The 21,965-nt window shown below is 51.7% G+C and carries 19 protein-coding genes and 1 riboswitch; of the genes, 12 read left to right on the top strand and 7 right to left on the bottom strand.

Going from position 1 to position 21,965, the window contains the following annotated elements:
* Nucleotides 1-55 precede the first annotated feature (55 nt).
* From GCU39_RS21330 to GCU39_RS21300, 7 genes are all read right to left on the bottom strand, one after another.
* Nucleotides 56-1,507 carry a leucyl aminopeptidase family protein gene (locus GCU39_RS21330; protein WP_152395358.1) on the bottom strand — a complete coding sequence of 484 codons (1,452 nt, stop codon included), beginning with the start codon at nucleotides 1,505-1,507 and terminating at the stop codon, nucleotides 56-58.
* Nucleotides 1,504-3,048, bottom strand: coding sequence for a dipeptidase PepV (gene pepV, locus GCU39_RS21325; RefSeq protein ID WP_152395357.1), 1,545 nt, complete (start codon nucleotides 3,046-3,048; stop codon nucleotides 1,504-1,506). Before pepV ends, GCU39_RS21330 begins: the two co-directional genes overlap by 4 nt.
* Nucleotides 3,049-3,052: 4 nt before the next feature.
* Nucleotides 3,053-4,144 (bottom strand): asparaginase, encoded by a 1,092-nt coding sequence (locus tag GCU39_RS21320; RefSeq protein WP_152395356.1) that lies wholly within the window; start codon nucleotides 4,142-4,144, stop codon nucleotides 3,053-3,055.
* Nucleotides 4,145-4,224: 80 nt separating this feature from the next.
* Nucleotides 4,225-5,904 carry an ABC transporter substrate-binding protein gene (locus GCU39_RS21315; protein ID WP_152395355.1) on the bottom strand — a complete coding sequence of 560 codons (1,680 nt, stop codon included), beginning with the start codon at nucleotides 5,902-5,904 and terminating at the stop codon, nucleotides 4,225-4,227.
* A gap of 34 nt (nucleotides 5,905-5,938) precedes the next feature.
* On the bottom strand, nucleotides 5,939-6,838 hold the full coding sequence (locus GCU39_RS21310; RefSeq protein WP_152395354.1) for a carbohydrate ABC transporter permease: 900 nt from the start codon (nucleotides 6,836-6,838) through the stop codon (nucleotides 5,939-5,941).
* A 14-nt stretch (nucleotides 6,839-6,852) separates the two neighbouring features.
* Entirely contained in the window at nucleotides 6,853-7,707 is an 855-nt protein-coding gene (locus GCU39_RS21305) for an ABC transporter permease (RefSeq protein ID WP_227793291.1), read from the bottom strand.
* A gap of 214 nt (nucleotides 7,708-7,921) precedes the next feature.
* On the bottom strand, nucleotides 7,922-10,216 hold the full coding sequence (locus GCU39_RS21300; RefSeq protein ID WP_152395352.1) for a helix-turn-helix domain-containing protein: 2,295 nt from the start codon (nucleotides 10,214-10,216) through the stop codon (nucleotides 7,922-7,924).
* A gap of 191 nt (nucleotides 10,217-10,407) precedes the next feature.
* On the opposite strand from GCU39_RS21300, the gene GCU39_RS21295 reads away from it, so the two are divergent.
* The 12 genes from GCU39_RS21295 to GCU39_RS21240 all read left to right on the top strand — a co-directional run bounded on the left by GCU39_RS21295 (nucleotide 10,408) and on the right by GCU39_RS21240 (nucleotide 21,953).
* A complete protein-coding gene (locus GCU39_RS21295; protein ID WP_152397365.1) occupies nucleotides 10,408-10,737 on the top strand; it encodes a metal-sensitive transcriptional regulator in 330 nt (109 codons plus the stop codon).
* 152 nt (nucleotides 10,738-10,889) lie between these two features.
* Nucleotides 10,890-13,319 (top strand): heavy metal translocating P-type ATPase, encoded by a 2,430-nt coding sequence (locus GCU39_RS21290; protein ID WP_152395351.1) that lies wholly within the window; start codon nucleotides 10,890-10,892, stop codon nucleotides 13,317-13,319.
* 11 nt (nucleotides 13,320-13,330) lie between these two features.
* Entirely contained in the window at nucleotides 13,331-13,951 is a 621-nt protein-coding gene (locus tag GCU39_RS21285) for an NAD(P)/FAD-dependent oxidoreductase (protein ID WP_152395350.1), read from the top strand.
* Between the two features lie 34 nt (nucleotides 13,952-13,985).
* A complete protein-coding gene (locus tag GCU39_RS21280) occupies nucleotides 13,986-14,228 on the top strand; it encodes a glutaredoxin family protein (protein WP_152395349.1) in 243 nt (80 codons plus the stop codon).
* 121 nt (nucleotides 14,229-14,349) lie between these two features.
* Nucleotides 14,350-15,435 (top strand): hypothetical protein, encoded by a 1,086-nt coding sequence (locus GCU39_RS21275; RefSeq protein WP_152395348.1) that lies wholly within the window; start codon nucleotides 14,350-14,352, stop codon nucleotides 15,433-15,435.
* A gap of 90 nt (nucleotides 15,436-15,525) precedes the next feature.
* A complete protein-coding gene (locus GCU39_RS21270) occupies nucleotides 15,526-16,062 on the top strand; it encodes a MarR family winged helix-turn-helix transcriptional regulator (RefSeq protein WP_193726575.1) in 537 nt (178 codons plus the stop codon).
* Nucleotides 16,063-16,196: 134 nt separating this feature from the next.
* A complete protein-coding gene (gene zwf / locus GCU39_RS21265; RefSeq protein WP_152395346.1) occupies nucleotides 16,197-17,687 on the top strand; it encodes a glucose-6-phosphate dehydrogenase in 1,491 nt (496 codons plus the stop codon).
* A gap of 57 nt (nucleotides 17,688-17,744) precedes the next feature.
* Nucleotides 17,745-18,638: a phosphogluconate dehydrogenase (NAD(+)-dependent, decarboxylating) gene (gene gnd / locus GCU39_RS21260; protein ID WP_152395345.1), complete on the top strand. Its 894-nt coding sequence runs from the start codon at nucleotides 17,745-17,747 to the stop codon at nucleotides 18,636-18,638.
* 61 nt (nucleotides 18,639-18,699) lie between these two features.
* Nucleotides 18,700-19,368 carry a fructose-6-phosphate aldolase gene (gene fsa / locus GCU39_RS21255; RefSeq protein WP_152395344.1) on the top strand — a complete coding sequence of 223 codons (669 nt, stop codon included), beginning with the start codon at nucleotides 18,700-18,702 and terminating at the stop codon, nucleotides 19,366-19,368.
* A 26-nt stretch (nucleotides 19,369-19,394) separates the two neighbouring features.
* Complete coding sequence (locus GCU39_RS21250) at nucleotides 19,395-19,610, top strand: hypothetical protein (protein ID WP_018759875.1); 216 nt, start codon at nucleotides 19,395-19,397, stop codon at nucleotides 19,608-19,610.
* A 76-nt stretch (nucleotides 19,611-19,686) separates the two neighbouring features.
* Complete coding sequence (locus GCU39_RS21245) at nucleotides 19,687-20,577, top strand: DMT family transporter (protein ID WP_152395343.1); 891 nt, start codon at nucleotides 19,687-19,689, stop codon at nucleotides 20,575-20,577.
* 62 nt (nucleotides 20,578-20,639) lie between these two features.
* Nucleotides 20,640-20,789: riboswitch (FMN riboswitch) on the top strand.
* A gap of 195 nt (nucleotides 20,790-20,984) precedes the next feature.
* On the top strand, nucleotides 20,985-21,953 hold the full coding sequence (locus GCU39_RS21240; RefSeq protein WP_152395342.1) for a DMT family transporter: 969 nt from the start codon (nucleotides 20,985-20,987) through the stop codon (nucleotides 21,951-21,953).
* Nucleotides 21,954-21,965 lie beyond the last annotated feature (12 nt).

The raw sequence follows: 21,965 nt of genomic DNA, 5'->3' as shown, positions 1-21,965 counted from the left end.
AAATAGGAAAGGGTCAACGCGAACATGCGTTGACCCTTTGTTGTATCTGTTATGGTTAGCGTTGCTCTGCTCGCTGCATGACGTAATCCGCCAGCAGACGCACACCGAAGCCTGTAGCGCCCGTACGCTCATAGCCACGGTCAGATGGGGATTGCACCGTGTTGGCCATGTCGATGTGAACCCAACGTGTCTGTTCATCGACGAACCGACGCAAGAAGAGGGCTGCCGCATTCGCCCCGCCGTAGGGGCTCGAGCTGATGTTGTTCAGGTCAGCGTAATCGCTGCCGAGCAGCGCATCGTCATCGTCGATGAGCGGCATCGGCCAGACGCGGTCGCCGCTGATCGCACTGAGATCGTGTAGCGCCTTCGAGCTGCGCGGGTCGCCCCAGACGCCGGCGACGCGTAGACCGAGTGCGTGTCCGACCGCGCCCGTCAAGGTGGCGATGTCGATGATCTCGGACGCGCCGAGCCGTCCGGCATGAAGCAGCCCGTCCGCGAGGATGAGCCGGCCTTCGGCGTCGGTATTGCCGACCTGCACCGTCAGTCCGTTCGGATAGCGGACGATGGAGGAAGGCAGCAGCGCACCGGCGCCCGGCACGTTGTCGGCGATGGCGATCACCGCGACGACGTTCGCCGCTGTGCCGCTCGCGATCAAGAGATCGAGTGCGCCGATGACAGCGCACGCGCCGCCCATGTCGAAGCGGGCTTCGCTGAGATCACGGCCCGTCTTTACATTCATGCCGCCCATATCGAACGTCATGCCCTTGCCGACGAGCGCGAGCAGCGGCTGGGAGGGATCAGACGTATAGCTGATCTCTACGAGGGCCGGCTGCTGCCGGCTGCCTTGCGCCACGGCCAATAACCCGTTCATACCGTGTTGTGCTAGTGCCTCGCCTTGGAACACGTTGACGCGCGTGAACGGCTCCCCCTCGAATCGCTGGACGAGCCGTTCCGTCAGCTGTTCCGGCGTCATGACGTTCGCCGGCTCGTTGCACCAGTCGCGGGCGAGCATCGTGCTCTCCGCTCGGCGCCGCGCTGCCTCGATGGACTGCTGCCGCGATGCGGTCTCGCCGCCCTCGCAGAGCAGGACCAGCTCAGCCAAGGCGCGTTTGTGCGGCTGCTGCTTGTAGGCGTCGAACGTATAGCCGCCCAGGATCCAGCCTTCCGCCCAAGCTTCGAGTGTCTCCTCCGGCGTCAGCAGGCTGCCTGCTGCGTTGTCGAGCCGGACAGCCGCCGTGCGGAAGCCTTCCTGCTCGAAGGCGCGCACCGCGCTGCCCGCCGCGCGCCGCAGCATCTCAGCGCTCAGACGCGTCGCAGGGCCAAGGCCCACGACCGCATGATGCTGCTGGCCGCGCGCGCCGTAGAAGACAGTAACCTTGCCATGGGCGGTCATGCCGGGTTTGATGTCATAGTCGATCTCGGGCTGCTCAGCGCTTTCGAGTATGAGATAGACCAATACGTCAGCCTCGGGAGTCGTACCCTCACGTTCTAATATGCGAATGTTCATGGTTGTAATCCCCTTTCCACGGGTGCTGCATAATCCAAATTGGCTAATTCGTAGATGGCTTGTGCATAGATCGCTGCCGATTTCATCAGGCTGTCGATCCCGATAGACTCATCCGGTTGATGTGCCGTATCCAGCTCGCCTGGGAAGAGCGGGCCGAAGGCCACGCAGTTCGGCAGCTTGCATGCATACGTGCCGCCGCCGGTAGATAAGAGCGTCGCTTCTTCGCCCGTCTGTTCCGTATAGACGGCCTGCAGGGCTCGAATCATCGGGTGATCTGCCGGCACGAGATGCGACGGCTTGATGATCGGCGGTGACAGCTCGAAGCCGTAAGGCGCGATCCGTTCGTTCAAGGTATCGACGATCTGTCCGCCGGTGATGCAGGAAGGGAAGCGGATATTCAGATGGAAATATCCCTCCTGTCCGGTCGAATCGTATTGGAGCAGACCAACATTGACGGTGAGTGCGCCAGTCGCTTCGTCGCGGCTCGCGATTCCAAGCGCTTCGCCTGCGGTATCGCCGGCGAGCAGTTCTGCCGCACCACGAATGAAGCGGGCATCATGGCTTGCGAATCCATGGGCGGACAAGAATTCAAGTAATCGGAGCCCCGCATTGTTACCATGCTCAGGAACCATGCCATGTGACGATTTTCCTTTCATGTGCAGCGTGATCGATTCAGCACCAGAAGTGCAGCTGCCTTTCAACCCTCGCTCTGCGCAATAAACCTCGAACGCAGCTGCTAGCGCATTGAGCGCCACGGGAGAGCCGCACACGACCGCTTCCGCGGCGTCCGGCACCATATTGGCAGCCGTTCCCGAGCGGAATGTATGTAGTCTAAGCGCAGCTTCCTCGGCTGAACTAAATCCTCCGTCGACCACCGCATCGAACTGCAGCGTCATGCGCGTATTCACTTGTCCCTTCTCCGCGTGCACGATTGGGAAATCGGCATCCGGGGTGAATCCGGCGAGCGGAGGATGTTCAAGGCGGTTATAGGCCTCCATACAGTTCATGCCCGTCTCCTCGTCAGTACCGATAATGAGGCGGACTTGATGACGAAGTGGCAGCCCGAGCTCCTTCACGATGAGCAGCCCGTAGAGCGCCGCCATCGTCGGCCCTTTATCGTCGATGGCGCCGCGCGCATACAAGCGGCCCTCGCGAATCGTAGGCTCGAATGGCGGCGAGGTCCAATCTCCCGTTGCAGGCACGACGTCGACGTGGCTGAGCACGGCGACGTAATCGCCGCCAGCCGTTCCCGCCGCCTGATCCGCCGCAGCCGTAGGTTTCCCCGTATCGCCCCCGCGATCTTCCACGCCGCCATATGCCGCATAACCGACAATGCCTTCGTGGTTCACCGTGTGAAGCCCGTGCTGTGCGGCGAGGTCCAGCATATAACGCAGCGCCCGCGCAGACTCTGCGCCAAGCGGAGCGCCAGGTCCTGCCGTACTAAGGTCCTTCACGCTAGGAATGGCAAGGAGCGCCGACAAGTCGCGCATAAGCGCTGCTTGCCGCCGCTGAACTTCGTAATTCCAGTCGATGTTCTGCATAGTACTACTCCTGATACAGCGTAAAGACGCTGCGATTCTCGCCGATGACGAGACCGTTGTCATTGCGAATCGCCGGCGGTCCGATATGATACATCCGGTCAATCGTCGCTTGGTTGTCATAGCCGATCTGCTCTAGGATCGAAGCGACAGCGATCGGCCATTCGTCTTCGGAGCCATCGGTTACTTTGAGCGCGAACGCAAGGCGCTCTTTCTTCAGTCCGAAGCAATAGATGCCCTTCGCGCCGCCTTTGGCCACGATATTATCGTCCATCAGCAGATTCGGGCAGATCAAGTATTCGGCGGAGATCATGCGCGGATAGGCATTCATCAACGCAGTAACCTTTATGACTGCTTCACGCAGCTTCACATCTTTGATCAAATCCGGGCAAGCCAGCTTTAGGAAGGCGATCGCCATATTCCGCAGCGGCATGCCGAAGACAGGGAAACCGCAGCCGTCGGTTCCGATCTGAATGTCTTGAACCGGGCATTCGGATAGTTCGGATGCAATCTGAAGAATGCGCACTTGCGCAGGATGCTCCGCAGAATAATATTCATCAAGCGAATAGCCCATGCCTTTGCAGTAGGCGAGTACGCCGAGGTGCTTGCCGGAGCAGTTATGATAGATGCGGCGCTGCGGCTTGTGGTCGCCTACGAGCGTGTCTCTTGCATCTGCATCCAGTGGATAGGTTGGCTTGCAGACGAGGACGTTCTCTTCCAGACCCAGCTTTGTCATCATGCCTTCCAACGCCTCAACGTGATAAGGCAGCGCGCGATGCGAGGCCATCATAATCGCTTGTTCTTCCGGCGTGAACCCGAATTTCTCGTCAAATCCTTCGAGGAAGAATGGAATGGCTTGAATCGGCTTTGCCGCGGAACGCATGAAGGTAACCCATTCCGGGTCCCCGGAACGATACGCTGTGCGTCCAGTCTCATCGACGCCGCAGACGTGACCGTAATGGACATTCTCCAGATGTCCGCCGCGGTATTCGAAGACGAGCGGTTCGGCATTTCGCATCATGTCGATGGCAGCGGTTTCAATCGCTTGTTTACTTGGTGATGATTCGTTTTGTTGGTTGTTGTTTAGCTCAGTTGTCATGTATAGTCCCTCCCATGTCTACATTATGCAACAATCGAAAGGACCCGTCCATAGAACGGGACGGATCCTTAGCACTTCAATTATTTTTTCGTCTGCGCATCGTAAGCTTCTTGGTAGATCTCGATGAGGCGTTTCAGATTCATGCCGTCTAGTGTCTTGATGTACGTATCCCATTCCTTATCGATATCCGCATCCCCGATCACGAAGCGGGCGAGCATCTCATCGATATAATCGTTGACCGTCTTCGAGAGGTCCGCGATTTCGGTCGCTTGTTCATTCGTCATGAAGAGCGGAGGAACCGTTGCGACATTCGTTGGTTTATAAGGCTCATAATTTTTCTTTGTCTCGTTGTAGAGGATCACTTCCAGGTCTTTGTCGCCTTTACTTACCGCGCTTAAGCGGAATTCGTTGGAGCGAAGGGCAGGACCGGTCTGTGCCCAGTTCACGTTCTGGACTTCCCCGAACGATTTCAGCTCGGACCATTTCGCCGGTTTGCCGTCGATACCGATCTCACCTTCTTTAGCATCGCGCCATTCCATGTCTGGACGGCCATAGTTGCTGCGCAGCGTATGTTCATATTCATATAATCCATCGGCCCAACGCAGCGCGATCTCAGGGTTTTTCGCTTTGTTCGTGATGAGGAAGGCACCCGTCGTTAAGCTCGTAGCATCGTTCGGCGCATATTGTACGCCAGCAGGTCCTTTCAAGACCGGAACGGTTGCATATTCACTCCAGCGGCCACTCTCGCCAAGCAATTGCGTGAATACCCCTTGGTGTCCGCCGGTCGACGCGCCGAGCAGGACTTCTTTCGGATTTTCCCCGATCTGAATGAGCTGATTGTCATCTTGCGTGAACGATTCCGGTGCGATTAGCCCTTCTGCATAGAGCTTGTGCAGATACTTCAAGCCTTCCTTCCATTCCGGCTTCGTGAAGGAGACGTCGAGCTTGCCGTCCTGCACGTAAAGATGTTTCGTCGATCCGTACACCGGATTGTAGACGAAGGAATTCATCAGGAACGCATCGATGGACGATCTCCAAGATTTCGGCGAGATGGAGAGCGGAATTTCATCAGCTTTGCCGTTGCCGTTCGGATCTTTGGTCTTGAACGCTTTGAGCACGTTGTATAATTCATCGGTTGTCGTCGGCATGCTCAGACCTAATTTATCGAGCCATGGCTTGTAGATCCACATCTTCTGGCTCATGGAGCAGTGGTAGCATTCGTTCACTTCAGGCAAGGAGTAGATGTTGCCGCCTGGAGCGGTAATCGCAGCCTTGATATCCGGGCGATCCGCGAACAGCTTCTTCGTCTGCGTGCCTTGCTGCTCAATCAGATCATTGAGGGGCAGGAAAACGCCTTGCGTACCATAGATCATTTCTTGGGCAGGGGATACGTTCATGCCGAAGATGACATCCGGATAATCTTCACTCGCGAGCACGAGATTCAATTTCTCCTGCATGCTCTGCTCAGGCACAACTTCCCATTCCACATGAACATTGGTTTTCTCTTCATACCATTTGGTGAATTCATTCGTTGCGAAATTTTCGACGAGCGGATTGCCGCGAACCATCACCTTGAGCGTTACTTTCTCTTTGGTAATCGGATAGGTGCCTGGCGGCGTCAACAAGCTGTCAGCTGTTTCCGTGCCTTCTTTCGGTTTATCTGTTGTTATGTCTTGCCCTACATTGGAACCGGAGCATGCAGACAGAACGGTAGTAAGCAGAAGCAAGATTGCGATGAACGTGACCCATGTTTTTCTCATAGTGACCCTCCCATAATGGTTCTCATAACCAACCTTAGCCCTTAATCGAGCCAATCATGACGCCTTTCACGAAAAACTTCTGCACGAACGGGTAGACGATAAGCAGCGGGACAGAGGAGACGACGATGAGCGAATACTTCAACAGTTCGCGCAATCCCTGACGGGCTGCCGCCGTCTTCACGTCTCCGAGCATATCGATCTTCACCTCGTTCTGAACCAAGATGTCTCTTAGAATAAGCTGTAATGGATAAAGCCCCGGATCTTTCAAATAAATCATGGCGTTAAAATATTGATTCCAATGCCCTACGGCGTAGAATAACGCGATGACGGCCAAGATCGGCCCGGACAGCGGAAGTACAATGCTTCTCAGGAATCGGAAATCATTGCAGCCGTCCATCTGAGATGCCTCCAGCAATTCATGCGGAATTGTGGTCTGGAAGTACGTCCGCATAATGATGACATTCCATACGGATAATGCAGTTGGAATGAGCATCGCCCAGACCGTGTCAATCATGTGCAGCCCTTTGACGACGAAATACGTCGGGATCAAGCCGCCGCTGAACATCATTGTGAACACGAAGATCAGCATGAAGACGTTCCGTCCGTGAAAATCTCGCCGGGATAGCGGGTACGCTGCCAAGATCGTCATGATGACGTTGATCAAGGTCCCTGCGATCGTATAGAACAGCGTGTTCTGGAACCCGGTGAGAATGTTTTTGTTCTTGAATACCGCTTTGTAGCCATCGAGGGAAGGCTCGACGGGCCACAGCCATACTTTGCCGGATAGAACGGCATAACTCGAACTAAATGAAGCGCTTACAACATAAATGAGCGGATACAGAATAATAAGGAGCACAATGGAAAGTATGACATAGTTGACGATCGTGAATGCCCGGTCGCTGCCCGACTCGCGAATGGTGGAATGCTGCTGCATCGATGTCTTCCCTCCTACCATAGACTTTCTTGCCCGACCTTCTTCGCCGTCTGATTCACGATAATCAGCAGGACGAATCCGATGACGGCTTTGAATAGGCCGATCGCGGTCGCGTAAGAGAAATTCATTGCTTGCGAGACAAGGCCGACTTTGTAGACATAAGTGTCGATGACCTCGGACGTTCGCAGATTGAGCGAGTTCTGCATGAGCAGGATTTTCTCGAAGCCGGTCTCCATCATCTGCCCCGTATTCAGAATTAATAGAATCACGGCGATTGGCATGATGCCAGGGATGTCAATATGACGTACCCGTTGGAGCTTATTCGCACCGTCCATGACGGCTGCTTCGTGCAGCGATGGATCGATTCCCGCAAGCGCTGCTAGATAAATGATGCAAGCAAACCCAACGTTCTGCCAGACATAGGACCCGACATAGAGGGTCTGATACATTGACGCTTCGCCCATGAAGTTAATCGGATCGACGCCGAACCAGCCCAAGATGTGATTGACGATCCCGGTGCGAGGGTCGAGGAATTGGAACAGTAAGCCCACAACGACGACAAGCGAGATGAAGTAGGGGGCGTATGTGACCATTTGGACCGTTTTTTTGAACCGTTCATTTTTAACATAGTTGAGACCTAAGGCGAGCAGGATCGGGAACGGGAAACTCGCGACGAGCGTATAGAAGCTGATGGATAAAGTATTGGTCAGCAAACGCCAGAATTCATGCGAGTTGAAGAACCGTTCAAAGTGTGTGAAGCCTGCCCATGGACTGCCGAACATGCCTTTTGTAATGGAATATTGCTTGAATGCGATAATGTTGCCGAGCATCGGGACATATTTGAATACGATGATATAGAGCAGCGGCAAGGCAAATAACGCGTACAGCTGCCACCCCTTTTTAAGCGATATCCAAGATTTCAGCTGTAATCCCCCCTTGAATGTCCATTGGTATAACCGGCCGGTGATTCGAAGTATAGGGGGAGTAAGCGCTTTCGTAAATGCGTTAAATTCTAGGGTTATGCAGGTTTTTAGAAAAGGAATAATGGCGTCTTTATTCCCGAATCAAGCGTTGTGCAATCCTTTAGATTCCGCTCCGCGCTTGCCTTCTGAACTCGGTGGCGCTTACGCCGTTGGCTCTTTTGAAGGCGCGGCTGAACGAGTTAAGGGAATAGTAGCCGACCCAACCGGCGATCTCATTCACGGACATATCGCTCTCCTGCAGCAATCTTCTGGCATGGTTCATCCGGATGGACTCCAGATAATCAGAGAAATTCACGCCCGTCTGTTCTTTGAAAAAATACGATATATAGGCTTCGGCGTAGTTGAAGCGCTCGGCAAGCTCCGATAAGCTCAGCTCCGTCCGCATATAATGCTCTTCGAGATGTTGAATCAAATCCTGCTTCAATTGATTGTTATGGCTTTTCTTCCGGTCATGCTGCTGGCGGCATAGATACAGGAACGCGACGACGAGCTGCTCGAATGCGCTCTTCGGTGTACGATTCGCTTCGGAAGCGGCAAGCGCGGATTTCACTTCATCCTGTTGACGATCGGTGTCTTCGGACTCGCAGCATTTGAGAAGCGTACCCGTCAGCTCGTGAATGAGCACCCGCGTTACGGCAACGGGCAGATGGTTCTGTTCTAAGTTGTTCTGACGAATTTGATCCAGCAGCAGCTCCGTCTCAGGCACATTGCCGGATTTCACGAGATTAATAAGACGCAGCTCGACATCCGGCGGATAATAGTAGGTTGGCAGCGCAGGGCTCTCCTCATCATGGAACATGATCGGACGCTGTTCGGTGAAATGCTCGCGCTCGCGCAGCAGGCGCGCTTCCTCATACGAGCGGCTAATCTCTGTCAGCTGCGTGTAGCAGCCGCCGACGGTTATATAGACCTGAACGCTCAGCGCCCCCGCTATGCGATGATGCAGCGTTGTGAGATGGTTGCGGACTTCATCCATGAACGAGGATGGAGATGCCGCGTCGCCATTTAACAGCAAGCCGATCTGATTCTCCCCAAGATCATGGGTGGATATCGTACGTCCATAGCCTGTCGCGATAATGTCGCGGATGGCGATTTTGCGGAAATCCAGCTCGGTAAGCATGGCTTCGCTGTAGGTCCCCTCGTACCCTGCGATCATCAGAATGCTAACGGCGAAGTATTCTCCCTCCCATGTCTCGCGTGAATGTTCCATCGCGGCGGCAATGTCCTTGTTGGACAGGTAATGGCCTCGCAGCAGACGGTCATAGAAGCCGCTGCGGATGAGCGGGACCTGCTGGTCCATTTTCTCGGACAAGTAGTCATGGCTGACGATCAGATTCGTGACGGAAGTCCGGACGAAATCCCACGCATTGCGATTCGGCGAATGCCCTCCTGCCATCCGGCCCGTAGGGAGCATGCGCAGCAGCATCCAGAGCGGGCGACTGTTGCGATAAGAGAAGAGGAGAGCTGCGAACAAACCAAGAACAAGGCCGATGAGCATAATGGTTAGAATCAACTGTTTGATGGAGTTCACTTTCTCGAGCACGTAAGACTCTGGCTGCGCCGTGAGGTATGTCCAACCGTTGTAGCGGGAAGTTGTCTTCGTTACGAGCATGCGCTGCCCATCGATATCGATCGGGTTGAACCCGTCGGTGAGGCTGGCCGCTGAGCGGATGTCTGTATTCGCTCCGGTGCGGCTGATGATCTCGCCTTTGGCATCCGTAATGACGACGAAGCCGCCGTTACTGGAATCCAGCTTGTGCAGCATGCTCTGGATTTGCGCATTGTCGATCAGCATGAGCACGATGCCGGAGCGTTCTTGGGAGCCGAAGGATTGCATGTACGTCACGACCGAGACGTGTTTGTTCTGGAATGTTGCCGTTCGGCCAGGGAAGAAGGTTTTGGCGCTGGTGCGCACCTTCAATTCCTTGAGCCAATCCTCGTAGGATTGATTCTCGTTGCGGAATTCCAGATCGTAGAACTGGCGCAGCGAATAAGAAGAGCGCGGCGACACCACGAACTCACTATGCGGAAAGATCATATAGTAATTCAATAAGAAGTGGTTGAATAGGGAGTAATCGAATAGATCCTTCTTGAGTTCAAGGATTCGAATGGGATTCGTGCCGGCAAAAGGCCGATCGACATATTGAAACGATTGGACCTTCGTGCTGCTTGCAGCTTGTTCGGCGATCGTCTCCAGCTCCGTGAAGCGGCGGTCAAGGATTTCCTTGGTCTGTTCGAGAAAGGCGTAGGCCGTTTCTTTGGTATGACTCTCTACGAGTGACGTGGTGCGGTCGTAAGCATATAAGCCGACGCCGAGGAAACCGGTGAGCAGCAGCGCATAAGGAATGAAGAAGTGGATCCATACTTTCAGGCTCCCGCGGTCTTGTTTGAACATGAACAATCTCTCCTTGTCCAGTGCATCATAATGGGGGTTATGCAGGGAATTACTTTTTATCAAGATAACAATAAGAAGGACGTGCGTAAAGTTTAAAAATTGAAGTTATATCTATATGTTTATTTATATACTATAGGGGGGTATGTTATAATAAACATAAAGGAGGGAGCAAGATGAACGAAATTCAAGATATGAAGTCCAATAATATACAAGGTTCGGTTTGCTGCAATCCGAGCGAGTCCGAGCGGAGGAGCCATCACGACGATCAAGCGAAGCACAATCTTATGAGCAGGCTCAATCGGATTGAAGGGCAAGTACGAGGGCTGAAAGGCATGATTGAGAAGGATACGTATTGCGATGATGTGCTGAATCAAGTGGCGTCTGTACAGTCCGCGCTGAAGGGCGTGGGTAAGCTGCTGCTGGCTTGTCACATGAAGAGTTGTGTGATGGAACGGATGAAGGAAGGCGACACAGAGGTGTTGACGGAGCTCCTGGTTACGATGAATAAGCTAGTCAAATAACGGGTAAACCAACCTCAATCAGCGAGGCCATGCCATATTCATGCGGGCATTTCGGTAGGGTACAGGGGTATTGTAAAAAACCTATTGACTTAATATAGGGTAGAGGGGTATACTAAGTTCATAAGGAATTGAACAAGAGGAGTGAATGAGCGATGTCAACGGCGACGAATGAGAAGCAGGCGACCCTTTCGATAACGGGAATGACATGTGCCGCATGTGCGAACCGGATTGAGAAAGGTTTGAATAAATTAGAAGGCGTAACGAACGCCAATGTGAATTTTGCACTAGAGAAAGCGAGCTTAACATATGATCCGTCCAAATTGGATGTGGATCGGATGGAAGAGACGATTAAGAAGCTCGGTTACGGCGTGGTCAAAGAGACGGTGGATTTCAAGCTGGAAGGCATGACGTGCGCCGCATGCGCCAACCGAATCGAGAAAGGGCTCAGTAAGATGCCTGGGGTAACGAGTGCAGCAGTGAACTTTGCGATGGAGACGGCTCGCGTCGAGTATTCGCCAGGGGAAGTATCCGTGGCAGATATGCAGAACAAAGTGAAGCAGCTCGGCTATGCCGCGGTTACGAAGCAAGACAGCGAATCGACAGGCGATCACCGCGCGAAAGAAATTCGCCATCAGAAGTGGAACCTCATCATCTCAGCAATCCTATCGCTACCGCTGCTCTGGAGCATGGTCGGTCACTTCTCATTCACATCATGGATTTATGTGCCTGAACTTTTCATGAATCCATGGATGCAGTTGATCCTCTCCACACCGGTTCAATTCTATATTGGGCGGCAGTTCTACATCGGTGCTTACAAAGCACTTCGTAACGGCAGCGCGAATATGGACGTTCTTGTATCGCTCGGAACATCGGCCGCGTACTTCTACAGTCTGTATCTCACACTTGACTGGTATATGGCGGGTGCGAATGCACATCATGGCCCGGCAATGTATTACGAGACGAGTGCCGTGTTAATCACGCTGGTGCTCATGGGTAAATTGTTCGAGTCCTTGGCAAAAGGGCGCACGTCGGAAGCGATCAAATCGCTAATGGGGCTGCAAGCGAAGACGGCGCTCGTCATTCGTGACGGCGTGGAGCAATCGGTTCCCGTAGAGGAAGTGTTGACAGGGGATATCGTTATCGTCAAGCCGGGCGAGAAAGTTCCTGTCGACGGTCGTGTCCTCGAAGGCGTATCGTCTGTGGATGAATCGATGTTAACCGGGGAGAGTCTTCCTGTAGAGAAAAAAGCCGGCGATGAAGTGATCGGTGCGACGATCAATAAGAACGGTATGCTGCGCATCCAAGCCACAAAGGTTGGGAAGGAAACGGCACTCGCGCAGATCATTAAAGTCGTGGAGGAAGCCCAAGGCTCGAAAGCACCGATTCAACGGGTCGCGGACGTCATCTCGGGGATTTTCGTACCGATTGTCGTTGGGATTGCAATTGTAGCTTTCCTCGTATGGTATTTCTTTATCACACCGGGCGACTTCGCGGAAGCGCTGGAGAAAGCCATTGCTATTCTCGTCATTGCATGCCCATGTGCGCTAGGTCTAGCAACACCAACCTCCATCATGGCCGGTTCGGGTCGCGCGGCTGAGTTCGGGATCTTGTTCAAAGGCGGCGAACATCTGGAGCAGACGCATAAGATCGATGCGATTATTTTGGATAAAACAGGTACCGTAACGAAAGGGAAACCAGAATTAACGGATGTGCTTACGGAAAATGATGAAGCAGCATTCCTGCGTCTCGTTGGTGCCGCAGAGAAGAACTCGGAGCATCCGCTTGCAGAAGCGATTGTGGATGGGATCAAGGCTAGACAAATGGATATGCCGGCGACGGATTCCTTTGAAGCGATTCCGGGTTATGGCATTCGGGCAGCCGTAGAAGGCAAAGAACTCTTGATCGGTACACGCCGATTGATGGAGAAATTCAATGTGAATGCGCAGCATGCATACACGGTGATGAATCATTTAGAAGAAGCGGGTAAGACGGCGATGCTCGTTGCGATCGACGGAGATTATGCCGGCCTGGTCGCTGTAGCGGATACGATCAAAGAAACCTCGAAAGAAGCCGTAAGCCGCCTGAAAGAGATGGGCATTGAGGTCATCATGATCACGGGGGACAATCAACGGACGGCGAAGGCAATCGCGAATCAGGTTGGGATTGACCATGTGCTGGCGGAAGTTCTTCCGGAGGGCAAGGCGGAGGAAGTGAAGAAATTGCAAGCGCAGGGCAAGAAGGTAGCGATGGTTGGTGACGGCATTAACGATGCGCCGGCTCTAGCAACGGCAGATATCGGGATGGCAATCGGTACGGGGACTGACGTAGCGATGGAAGCAGCGGACGTAACCTTGATGCGCGGCGATCTGTCGAGCATTCCGGACGCAATCTATATGAGCCGGAAGACGATGAGCAACATTAAGCAGAACTTGTTCTGGGCGCTAGGCTACAATACACTCGGTATCCCGATTGCGGCCATCGGCTTGCTCGCACCATGGGTAGCAGGCGCAGCAATGGCGCTGAGCTCCGTATCGGTTGTGCTTAACGCGCTTCGCCTGCAACGTGTGAAAATCCGTCACTAAGGAGCATGATCATGGGAGAGAAGATGAATATTGCAGTGGCCCCGCCTCTTCAGGTGGGAGGCACCTTATTTACACCCGAGCAGCTTAGCACAGTTGGCAAGATCGTCGGACCCGAAGCGAAGATTGAGATGACGCCATTCAAGCAAATCTATGTTCAGATCCCCGTGGAACGGCGCGATGAGATCGTAACGTCGTTGGAGCAGGCAGGTCTGGAAGTTTATCCAGCTGGCTTTGTCAGCAAGAGTCTGATTGCCTGTAACTTTTGCAAAGGAGCGGAAGAGGCTGGACTAGAGACAGCACGGACATTGAACCGCGCCATTGCGGGGATTGCGACACCGACTCCACTCAAAATCGGCTATGCCGGTTGTGCACTTGGAACGAGCGAGCCGTTGTTCAAAGATATTGGCGTCGTGAAGATGCGTCATACATTCGACATCTATGTCGGAGGTGAACCGAAGGGGATCAAGGTTGCCGCTGCCCAGCTGCTGGTGGGAGGACTACAGGAAGACCAGCTCATACCCACCGTGGTGCGGCTGATCGACTTTTACAAGACGGAGGCGAAGGGCAAGGAGAAGTTCAGCAAGTTCGTGAATCGCATGACACTTACGAAGTTGCAAGAAATTGCAGGGTAACAGAACATCTCATATAAAGAAGGAGCGGATAACGATGACGGAACCTCTCAAAATTTATACGATCCCGACTTGCAGCGACTGCAATCATGCCAAGCGGTATTTCAAGGAGCATAACATCCCATATCAAGAGTTCAATTGTGAAGAGGATGAGAAATATCCGAAGGAAGTCTGGGAGCTGACAGGCAAGCAAGTGGTGCCGACGCTTGTGATCCACGACCAAGTCTTTGTCGGCTTTGCTGAGAATATGAGTGCAATCAAGGATTTGCTCGGTCAATGATGAAGATGAAGAACCCTGCCTGAATAATCAGGCAGGGTTCTCTTGATCTAGGCGAACACACAGATCCACCTCTCTGCATATCGTATAGTATAGGCGATTGATGACAGGGAGTGTGATAGCGATGGCGGGTATTGTTAAACATGCTTTTGCGGGTGGAAATACGGCATTGGGAAGAACGAATTCGTTTGCTTCAGCGTTTCAAGGGGCTCGTATTTTGTATCTATTAGAAGGCGGTCCTGGAACCGGCAAATCAACCATCATTCAGAGGATTGCGGATGGTGTGCGTGATCAAGGGGCACAGGCATGGTGGTTCCATAATCCATTGAATCATGAGACACTCGATGGTCTCTGGATTCCTAGCGCAGCCATTGGCGTGGTGGATAAGACGGCTTGCCAAGACGCATTCGCAGGCTTCACGGAGACGGAGATCATTACGGTATCGCTGGATCGCGCCGTGAATCGGGGGCTGCTCATGCCGTATCTGGAGGAATTGCAGCAGATTCATGAACAGATTGAAGAGCGCTATACGAGTGCAACGGATTCGTTTCTTCATACGCTTCGTATTCATGATGATTGGGAGAAGTATTATATTGATCATATTCAGTTCGATGCGGCTGATCAGGTGACCGAGGAGTTGAAGTCGCTCATCACAGAAGCATCGTTGGAACGGCCTGTGACCCGTCATCTGTATCTAGGAGCAGCGACAAGCGTAGGCGCGGTAGATTATGTGATGAATCTGACGGAGCAACTGCAGCGGCGCATCTTCGTCAAAGGACGCCCGGGTTCCGGCAAATCAACCATGCTGAAGAAGATTGTCGCCGCTGGGGAGGAACGCCGGCAGGATGTTGAAGTCTATCATTGCGGATTCGATCCGAATAGCTTGGATATGGTCATCTTCCCGTCGCTGGGCCTTGCGATTTTCGATTCAACGGCGCCGCATGAGCATTTTCCAAGCCGCGATGGCGATGAAATTCTAGATATGTACGTGCGTACCATTGATGAAGGCACCGATGAACGTTATGCGGATGAGATTGCTAATGTGAAGGCGCAATACGCCGCATCGATGAGAGCCTCTCTTGCCATTCTGGCGGAAGTGAAGCAGCAGCGTGATCGGCTGCGTACCATTTATGGGGAAGTAACGGATTATTCGATCGTGGGGGACATAGGTTCTAGATTGTGTTCCAATGTTCTCTCTCGGCTGAAATAATATAGATGAAATGGCAAAGACCACCTCTATCTAAGGGGTGGTCTTTGTATTGACAAGGGGAATGATTAGGAATATGATCTAAATCACAGTTTGGATAGTTCAATTATGAACAATTCACCATTGAAGCGTTTTCACACGATTGGAGGGTTATATCGATTGCATTCTCTGGATGAGCAGAGCAAACTTGCAGCGCGCGTATTGGACTCATATTGGAATATTAGTCGGGTGACTGTCAAGATGGAGCAGCAGAATGCCGCTTCATTAGGCTTATCATTACAGCAAATGTCGATTCTCAATACATTGCATGCAACGCCCGAAATGAAATTGAAGGAACTGACCGAACGTCTGGTGTCGTCCAAAAGCACGTTAAGTGTTAATATCGACGGACTCGTCAAGGCTGGGCTCGTGGTACGGGAGATCCCGATGCATAATCGAAGAGAAGTGAAACTAAGGCTAACCGATCGGGGGAAGGATATATCGAAGCAATCGATCGTGAAGTCGACATCGAGCCAAGCGATACTCAATGTGCTGAACCATTTGACGGCGGAAGAAATCGATCAGCTGCTTCGAATTAATGAGGGCGTACTTCAAGCATTATGCCAAAGCACCACCGATTCATCCGATTAAATCAATTTATTTATTTACTTATCTTACTTTTTGTAATATACTTTAATTAAGAAATGACGGACTGAATTCACTGGAAGATGGGCAGTGCGCTTTCCTAGGGTTCAACCATTGTTTTCAACAGGAGGAACACAGATATGGATTCAACAACACTCGTATTATTTGGCGCAACAGGCGATTTAGCGAAAAGAAAAATATATCCAGCATTATATAATTTGTTCCTAGAACAGAAGATGCCTGCTTCGTTCTCCATTATCGGGCTTGGCAGAAGAGAATGGTCCGATGATAAATTCCGCTCCCAAGTGGAAGATTCGCTTCGTACCTTCTCTCGTCGTGATGTAGGAACGGCTGAGCAGCTTGAAATATTCCTTAGTTCCCTTCGTTACAGCGTGCTGGATGTAAGCCGCATCGAAGATTATGAGAAGCTTCTGAAGCTGGTTGAAGCGCGTGAGGAAGAGTTGAACATTCCAAGTAACCGGTTGTTCTACTTGTCGGTCGCACCGGAATTCTTCGACGTGATCGCATCGAACATCAAGGCAAGCGGCCTTGGCGCAACGAAGGGCTGGAAACGTCTTGTGATTGAGAAGCCATTCGGTCATGATCTAGCATCGGCACGCGCGCTGAATGAACAGTTATCCCGTTCGTTCGACGAGAATGAAATTTATCGCATCGACCACTATCTTGGCAAACCGATGGTTCAGAACCTGGAAGTGCTCGAATACGCGAATCCAGTCATCCATGCGCTATGGTCGAACCGTTTCATCAAGAACGTACAGATTACGGCAGCTGAGACAGTAGGTGTTGAAGAGCGTGCAGGATACTACGATAAAGCAGGCGCGATCCGCGATATGTTCCAGAACCATATGCTGCAATTGCTTATGATGACTGCGATGCAGCTTCCTCAGCAGAGCTCGCCGGATGAAGTTCGCCGCAAGAAGAAAATGGTGATGGAGGCGCTTCGTCCGCTATCAAAGGAAGACCTTCAGGCGAACATCGTTCGCGGTCAATACGCAGCTGGTGAGATGGGTGGCAAGGCTGTCCATGGTTATCTGGATGAGCCAGGCATTGAAGCAAGCTCGAAGAATGATACGTTCTTCGCGGCGAAGCTATGGATCGACAACAGCTTGTGGGAAGGCGTTCCGTTCTATATCCGCACAGGCAAAAGAATGCAAGAGAAGTCCACGCGCATCGTCGTGGAATTCAAGGATCCGCTGCAGGTCTTCAACAAACCGCAGCATGAGTCGGCTGGACCGAACCTGCTCGTCATTGAGATCGGTCCGCATGAAGGCTTGACGCTCCAGCTAAATAGTAAAGACCCTGTGAATGCCAGCAAGTTCGAGCCGGTGCACGTCAACTGCTTCTCGAATGCACAGGATATGCCAGAAGCATATGAGAACTTGATTCACGACGCGCTTCTCGGCGATGGCACGTTCTTCGCGCACTGGGATGAGGTGGAGTTGTCGTGGGCATGGGTACAACCGATCCTGGATGCTTTCGCAGCGAATGAAGTTCCGCTTCATGCGTATGCAGCGGGATCGAACGGTCCGGAAGCAGCGCATCAGCTGCTAGGCGAAGATCAATGGTGGCTCGATAAGCCGGTCCGAGAACGGGTACTTGCTGAGGTCTAATTTTCATAACACACCATACATCAAGAATTCATATACACATCATTGGAGGGGTAGCATATGAAAGTCGGTTTAGTAGGTCTTGGGAAGATGGGTTTGAACCTAGGGCAAAATTTATTGGATCATCAGCATGAGGTCGTGGCATTTGACCTGAATACGCAAGCGGTAGAAGAGATGAAGTCCTACGGGGCAACAGGTGTCTCGTCGCTGCAAGACATGGTTCAAGCGCTGGATACGCCACGCATCGTATGGATTATGGTTCCACATCAGGTTGTGGATGCTGTTATTGAGGAGATTACGCCGCTGTTATCGCAAGGGGATATCGTCATTGAAGCGGGGAACTCGCACTATAAAGAGTCGATTCGCCGTTACAATCAGCTTAAGCCGCATGGCGTAAACTACATGGATGTAGGTACCTCTGGCGGGATGGAAGGCGCTCGTCATGGCGCGTGTTATATGGTTGGCGGCGACGCGGAGGCATGGGAAGTTGTTGAACCGATTTTCCGTGACACGGCTGTCGATAAAGGCTATCTATATGCAGGCAAGTCCGGCAGCGGACATTTTCTCAAAATGGTCCATAACGGGATCGAATATGGGATGATGGCTGCGATTGGCGAAGGGTTCGAAGTGCTCGAGAAGTCTGACTTCGATTTCGATTACGAGCAAGTTGCTCGTGTGTGGAACAACGGTTCTGTCATTCGTTCTTGGTTGATCGAGTTGATGGAGCGTGCGTTCTCGAAAGATGCGAAGTTGGATGATATCAAAGGGATTATGCACTCTTCCGGTGAAGGCAAATGGACGGTTGAGACGGCATTCGATCTCCAGACGGCTACACCTGTTATTGCGATGTCCTTGCTCATGCGCTATCGCTCGCTAGATCAGGATACGTTCACAGGCAAGGTTGTCGCAGCGCTTCGTAACGAATTCGGGGGACATGCTGTCGAGAAGAAGTAATTGGTTTATAATAGAAGTTGAATGCACCAATCTAATCTAATCATAAACGGAGGTAAGTGGCATGAAATTTTTTATCGATACAGCGAATGTAGTGGATATTCAAAAGGCGTACAAACTCGGTATTCTATCTGGTGTAACAACCAATCCATCTCTGGTAGCCAAAGAAGGCGTTAAATTCGAAGATCGTATTGAAGAAATTCTGAAGCTTGTACCTGAAGTTGAATCTGTCTCTGCAGAGGTATCGCCTGATGCGGTAACTGCGGAAGAGATGATCGCGGAAGCGAATGAACTGATTAAGATCAATGGTGGCGACAAAAACATTACGATTAAGCTACCGATGACCATTGCAGGTCTAGAAGCATGCCGTTACTTAACGAAAAAAGGTGTAAAGACGAACGTGACGTTAATCTTCACGGTGAACCAAGCGCTGCTTGCGGCTCGCGCAGGTGCGACGTACGTATCGCCGTTCTTAGGACGTCTTGATGACATTTCCGAAGATGGCGTGCTGTTAGTCTCGAAAATTGCAGAGTTGTTCCGTATCCATAACTTAGATGCTCAGATTATTGCAGCATCGGTTCGCCATCCGGATCATGTGACGCGTGTCGCGATGGCTGGAGCGCACATTGCAACCATTCCTTATGCGGTCATCGAGCAGCTCACGAAGCATCCATTGACGGATCAAGGAATGGAGAAATTCGCAGCAGACTGGGCCAAAGCACCAAAGAATTAACGGTTTGAGGTAAGAGAGGGGAACGTATGTCGAATAAGAAGACCGGCCATGTTCTGAAGTTCGAGGATGGTCAATATTATATCGAAGTGGAGCCTTATGTCACGCCGAACCTGGACGAGGCAGAGATCTATTTCAAGTATTTCGATCTGATGGAGGCGCAAGCTAGAGCGCTTCGTCTAACCGGGCATCCGGTTCAAATGACTAAGATTTCCTTCCGTATCGCTGACATCACGGTATTATAGACAAAGACGAGGGATCCGCTATTTCATGGCGGATTCCGTTCGTTTAGGCATGGTAGCGAGAGGGGGAATAGGTGCCATGGGGAAGTCATCGAAGCTTCAATCGGCATTGTTGCTAACATTTTTAATTGCAGTATGGGGGATTAATTGGCCCCTCACGAAGATTGCGCTTGCGCACACACCGCCTGTGTTATTCTCGGGCCTGCGTACATTACTCGGTGGAATATTTCTATTGGTTGTCGCGATACCTAGATACCGCAAGCTCGCCTTCCGCAAGACGTGGAAGATTTATTTGGTCGCTGCATTCGTAAACGTCATATTATATTATGGATTGCAGACGATCGGGATCAATTACATGCCGGCTGGCCTATTCTCGGCGATCGTATTCCTACAACCGGTTCTGGTTGGCGTATTTTCCTGGTTGTGGCTGGGGGAGTCCATGAACGCGCTGAAGTTCGTGGGTCTTATTCTGGGATTTGCAGGTGTAGGTGTGATTAGTATGGGCGGGTTCAGCGGTGATCTTTCGGTTCCCGGAATTTTACTAGCGCTCGGTTCAGCACTAAGCTGGGCTTTAGGCACAATATTCGTAAAAAAAGTAACGCCAGTCGTAGATTCCATCTGGCTCGTCACGATGCAGTTGATTATTGGCGGTGCGCTTATGACCGTTGGAGGATTACAATTCGAGCGGTGGTCGGATATCGACTGGAACGGGACCTTTGTGCTTTGCCTGTTGTTTATCGCGATCTTCGTCATCGCGGCAGGTTGGATTGTGTTCTACCATCTGATTGATACAGGTGAGGCCGGGAAGGTCGCTTCATTTACGTTTCTCATCCCGCTTGTAGCTATATTGATCGGCACGCTGTTCTTGAATGAACCCTTTACGGTGTCGCTGTTAATCGGGCTTATGCTGATTCTCATCAGTATTTATTTCGTCAATAAACCACGGCGCAACGTGATGAAAATCACTTGAAATATTTCGTAAACGTGTATAATCTTAATTGTAAGTTTTCAAATACTAAAATTTAAATGAATAAGGATCTTCGGGGTAGGGTGCAATTCCCAACCGGCGGTGATGTTCTTGACAGAACGCAGCCCGCGACTCCTCATGCTGTAACTTCGCGTGGGGACTGACTTGGTGAGAATCCAAGGCCGACGGTAAAGTCCGGATGGTAGAAGATCATCAGATATGCGTGCTGGGGTAGCGCTATATTCCTGCATGTTTATTTGATCAGCCCCGATTTGCGTATTAGTTCTGCGCGACTCGGGGCTTTATGATTTTCGGGAACTCCTGCAAAGTACCTGAATCGACGTATTCTAGTCAGTACTTTGAGGGGTTTCCTTACCGCTTCGTTCCTGTATTCAGAAGAGGAGTTCACTATGAATGCTACAGAGTTAACCGTTCCACGTACTTCACGATTCAATGCGGGCTTTTGGCTCGTCGTACTCGGCGCTGCGCTATGGGGGGTGGATCCACTCTTCCGTGTCATTCTGCTGAAGTGGTTGACGTCCACGCAGATCGTATTGCTGGAGCATATTATCTTGTTCTTCGTTGCTGCGCCTGTCTTATGGAAGCACCGGACAGAGCTGCAAGGGCTCGGGTTACGCCGCGTCTTCGCCCTGCTATTCGTCTCTTGGGGCGGTTCCGCCATTGCGACGATTCTGTTCACCCAAGGTCTTGTTCATGGTGACCTAAATGCCGTGTTATTGCTTCAAAAGCTGCAGCCTTTGTTCGCGATTATTTTGGCTAGAGTGATCCTGAAGGAAGTATTGCCGAGATATTTTGGTTTCTTGTTCGTTCTTGCCTTATTTGGTACCTACTTATTAACGTTCGGATGGACGTTGCCGTTCGGGCATGTGAATGATTTCGTGCAGGTTGGTAGTTTGTTATCGCTTGGTGCTGCGGCGTTATGGGGCGGCTCGACCGTCATGGGAAGTTATCTATTGAAGTCAATGAAGTATGAGACGGTGACATCGCTTCGTTTCGTATTGGCCCTGCCTTTACTTCTTATCGTTACGATGTCGGAGGGACAGAGCTGGAATCTATCGATGGGAACGGTGGACGCCTCACTCGTTTTTTTAAATCTACTATTACAGGCTTTGCTGCCAGGTCTATTGAGCTTGCTACTCTACTATAAAGGGCTTGGTACGACGAAGGCATCTTATGCGACGCTCGCGGAGCTTAGTTTCCCAATGGTCGGTGTACTGATTAACTGGATTGTGTTCCAACAGGTCGTAACGTGGACGCAGCTGCTTGGATTTGTGTTCATTTGGTTTACGTTGTTCTATATCTCTCGTCAGAAGCAGGTAGAAGCGCCGAGTCTTGCCATGCAGTCTTCGCAGGCTTAAACGACGAGGCAG

Origin of the sequence: Paenibacillus guangzhouensis (assembly GCF_009363075.1) — a bacterium.
Classification (GTDB): domain Bacteria; phylum Bacillota; class Bacilli; order Paenibacillales; family Paenibacillaceae; genus Paenibacillus_K; species Paenibacillus_K guangzhouensis.
Note: the sequence above shows the minus strand (reverse complement) of the source record. Positions and strands in the feature narration are given on the sequence as shown.

Excerpts from the sequence above, each read along its gene's own strand:
- pepV (WP_152395357.1), bottom strand. The coding sequence starts at position 3,048 with ATGCAGAACATCGACTGGAATTACGAAGTTCAGCGGCGGCAAGCAGCG.
- zwf (WP_152395346.1), top strand. The coding sequence starts at position 16,197 with ATGGATTCAACAACACTCGTATTATTTGGCGCAACAGGCGATTTAGCG.
- GCU39_RS21285 (WP_152395350.1), top strand. The coding sequence starts at position 13,331 with ATGGGAGAGAAGATGAATATTGCAGTGGCCCCGCCTCTTCAGGTGGGA.
- GCU39_RS21315 (WP_152395355.1), bottom strand. The coding sequence starts at position 5,904 with ATGAGAAAAACATGGGTCACGTTCATCGCAATCTTGCTTCTGCTTACT.
- GCU39_RS21300 (WP_152395352.1), bottom strand. The coding sequence starts at position 10,216 with ATGTTCAAACAAGACCGCGGGAGCCTGAAAGTATGGATCCACTTCTTC.
- GCU39_RS21240 (WP_152395342.1), top strand. The coding sequence starts at position 20,985 with ATGAATGCTACAGAGTTAACCGTTCCACGTACTTCACGATTCAATGCG.
- fsa (WP_152395344.1), top strand. The coding sequence starts at position 18,700 with ATGAAATTTTTTATCGATACAGCGAATGTAGTGGATATTCAAAAGGCG.
- GCU39_RS21280 (WP_152395349.1), top strand. The coding sequence starts at position 13,986 with ATGACGGAACCTCTCAAAATTTATACGATCCCGACTTGCAGCGACTGC.
- GCU39_RS21320 (WP_152395356.1), bottom strand. The coding sequence starts at position 4,144 with ATGACAACTGAGCTAAACAACAACCAACAAAACGAATCATCACCAAGT.
- GCU39_RS21290 (WP_152395351.1), top strand. The coding sequence starts at position 10,890 with ATGTCAACGGCGACGAATGAGAAGCAGGCGACCCTTTCGATAACGGGA.
- GCU39_RS21245 (WP_152395343.1), top strand. The coding sequence starts at position 19,687 with ATGGGGAAGTCATCGAAGCTTCAATCGGCATTGTTGCTAACATTTTTA.
- GCU39_RS21250 (WP_018759875.1), top strand. The coding sequence starts at position 19,395 with ATGTCGAATAAGAAGACCGGCCATGTTCTGAAGTTCGAGGATGGTCAA.
- GCU39_RS21310 (WP_152395354.1), bottom strand. The coding sequence starts at position 6,838 with ATGCAGCAGCATTCCACCATTCGCGAGTCGGGCAGCGACCGGGCATTC.
- GCU39_RS21295 (WP_152397365.1), top strand. The coding sequence starts at position 10,408 with ATGAAGTCCAATAATATACAAGGTTCGGTTTGCTGCAATCCGAGCGAG.
- GCU39_RS21275 (WP_152395348.1), top strand. The coding sequence starts at position 14,350 with ATGGCGGGTATTGTTAAACATGCTTTTGCGGGTGGAAATACGGCATTG.
- GCU39_RS21330 (WP_152395358.1), bottom strand. The coding sequence starts at position 1,507 with ATGAACATTCGCATATTAGAACGTGAGGGTACGACTCCCGAGGCTGAC.
- gnd (WP_152395345.1), top strand. The coding sequence starts at position 17,745 with ATGAAAGTCGGTTTAGTAGGTCTTGGGAAGATGGGTTTGAACCTAGGG.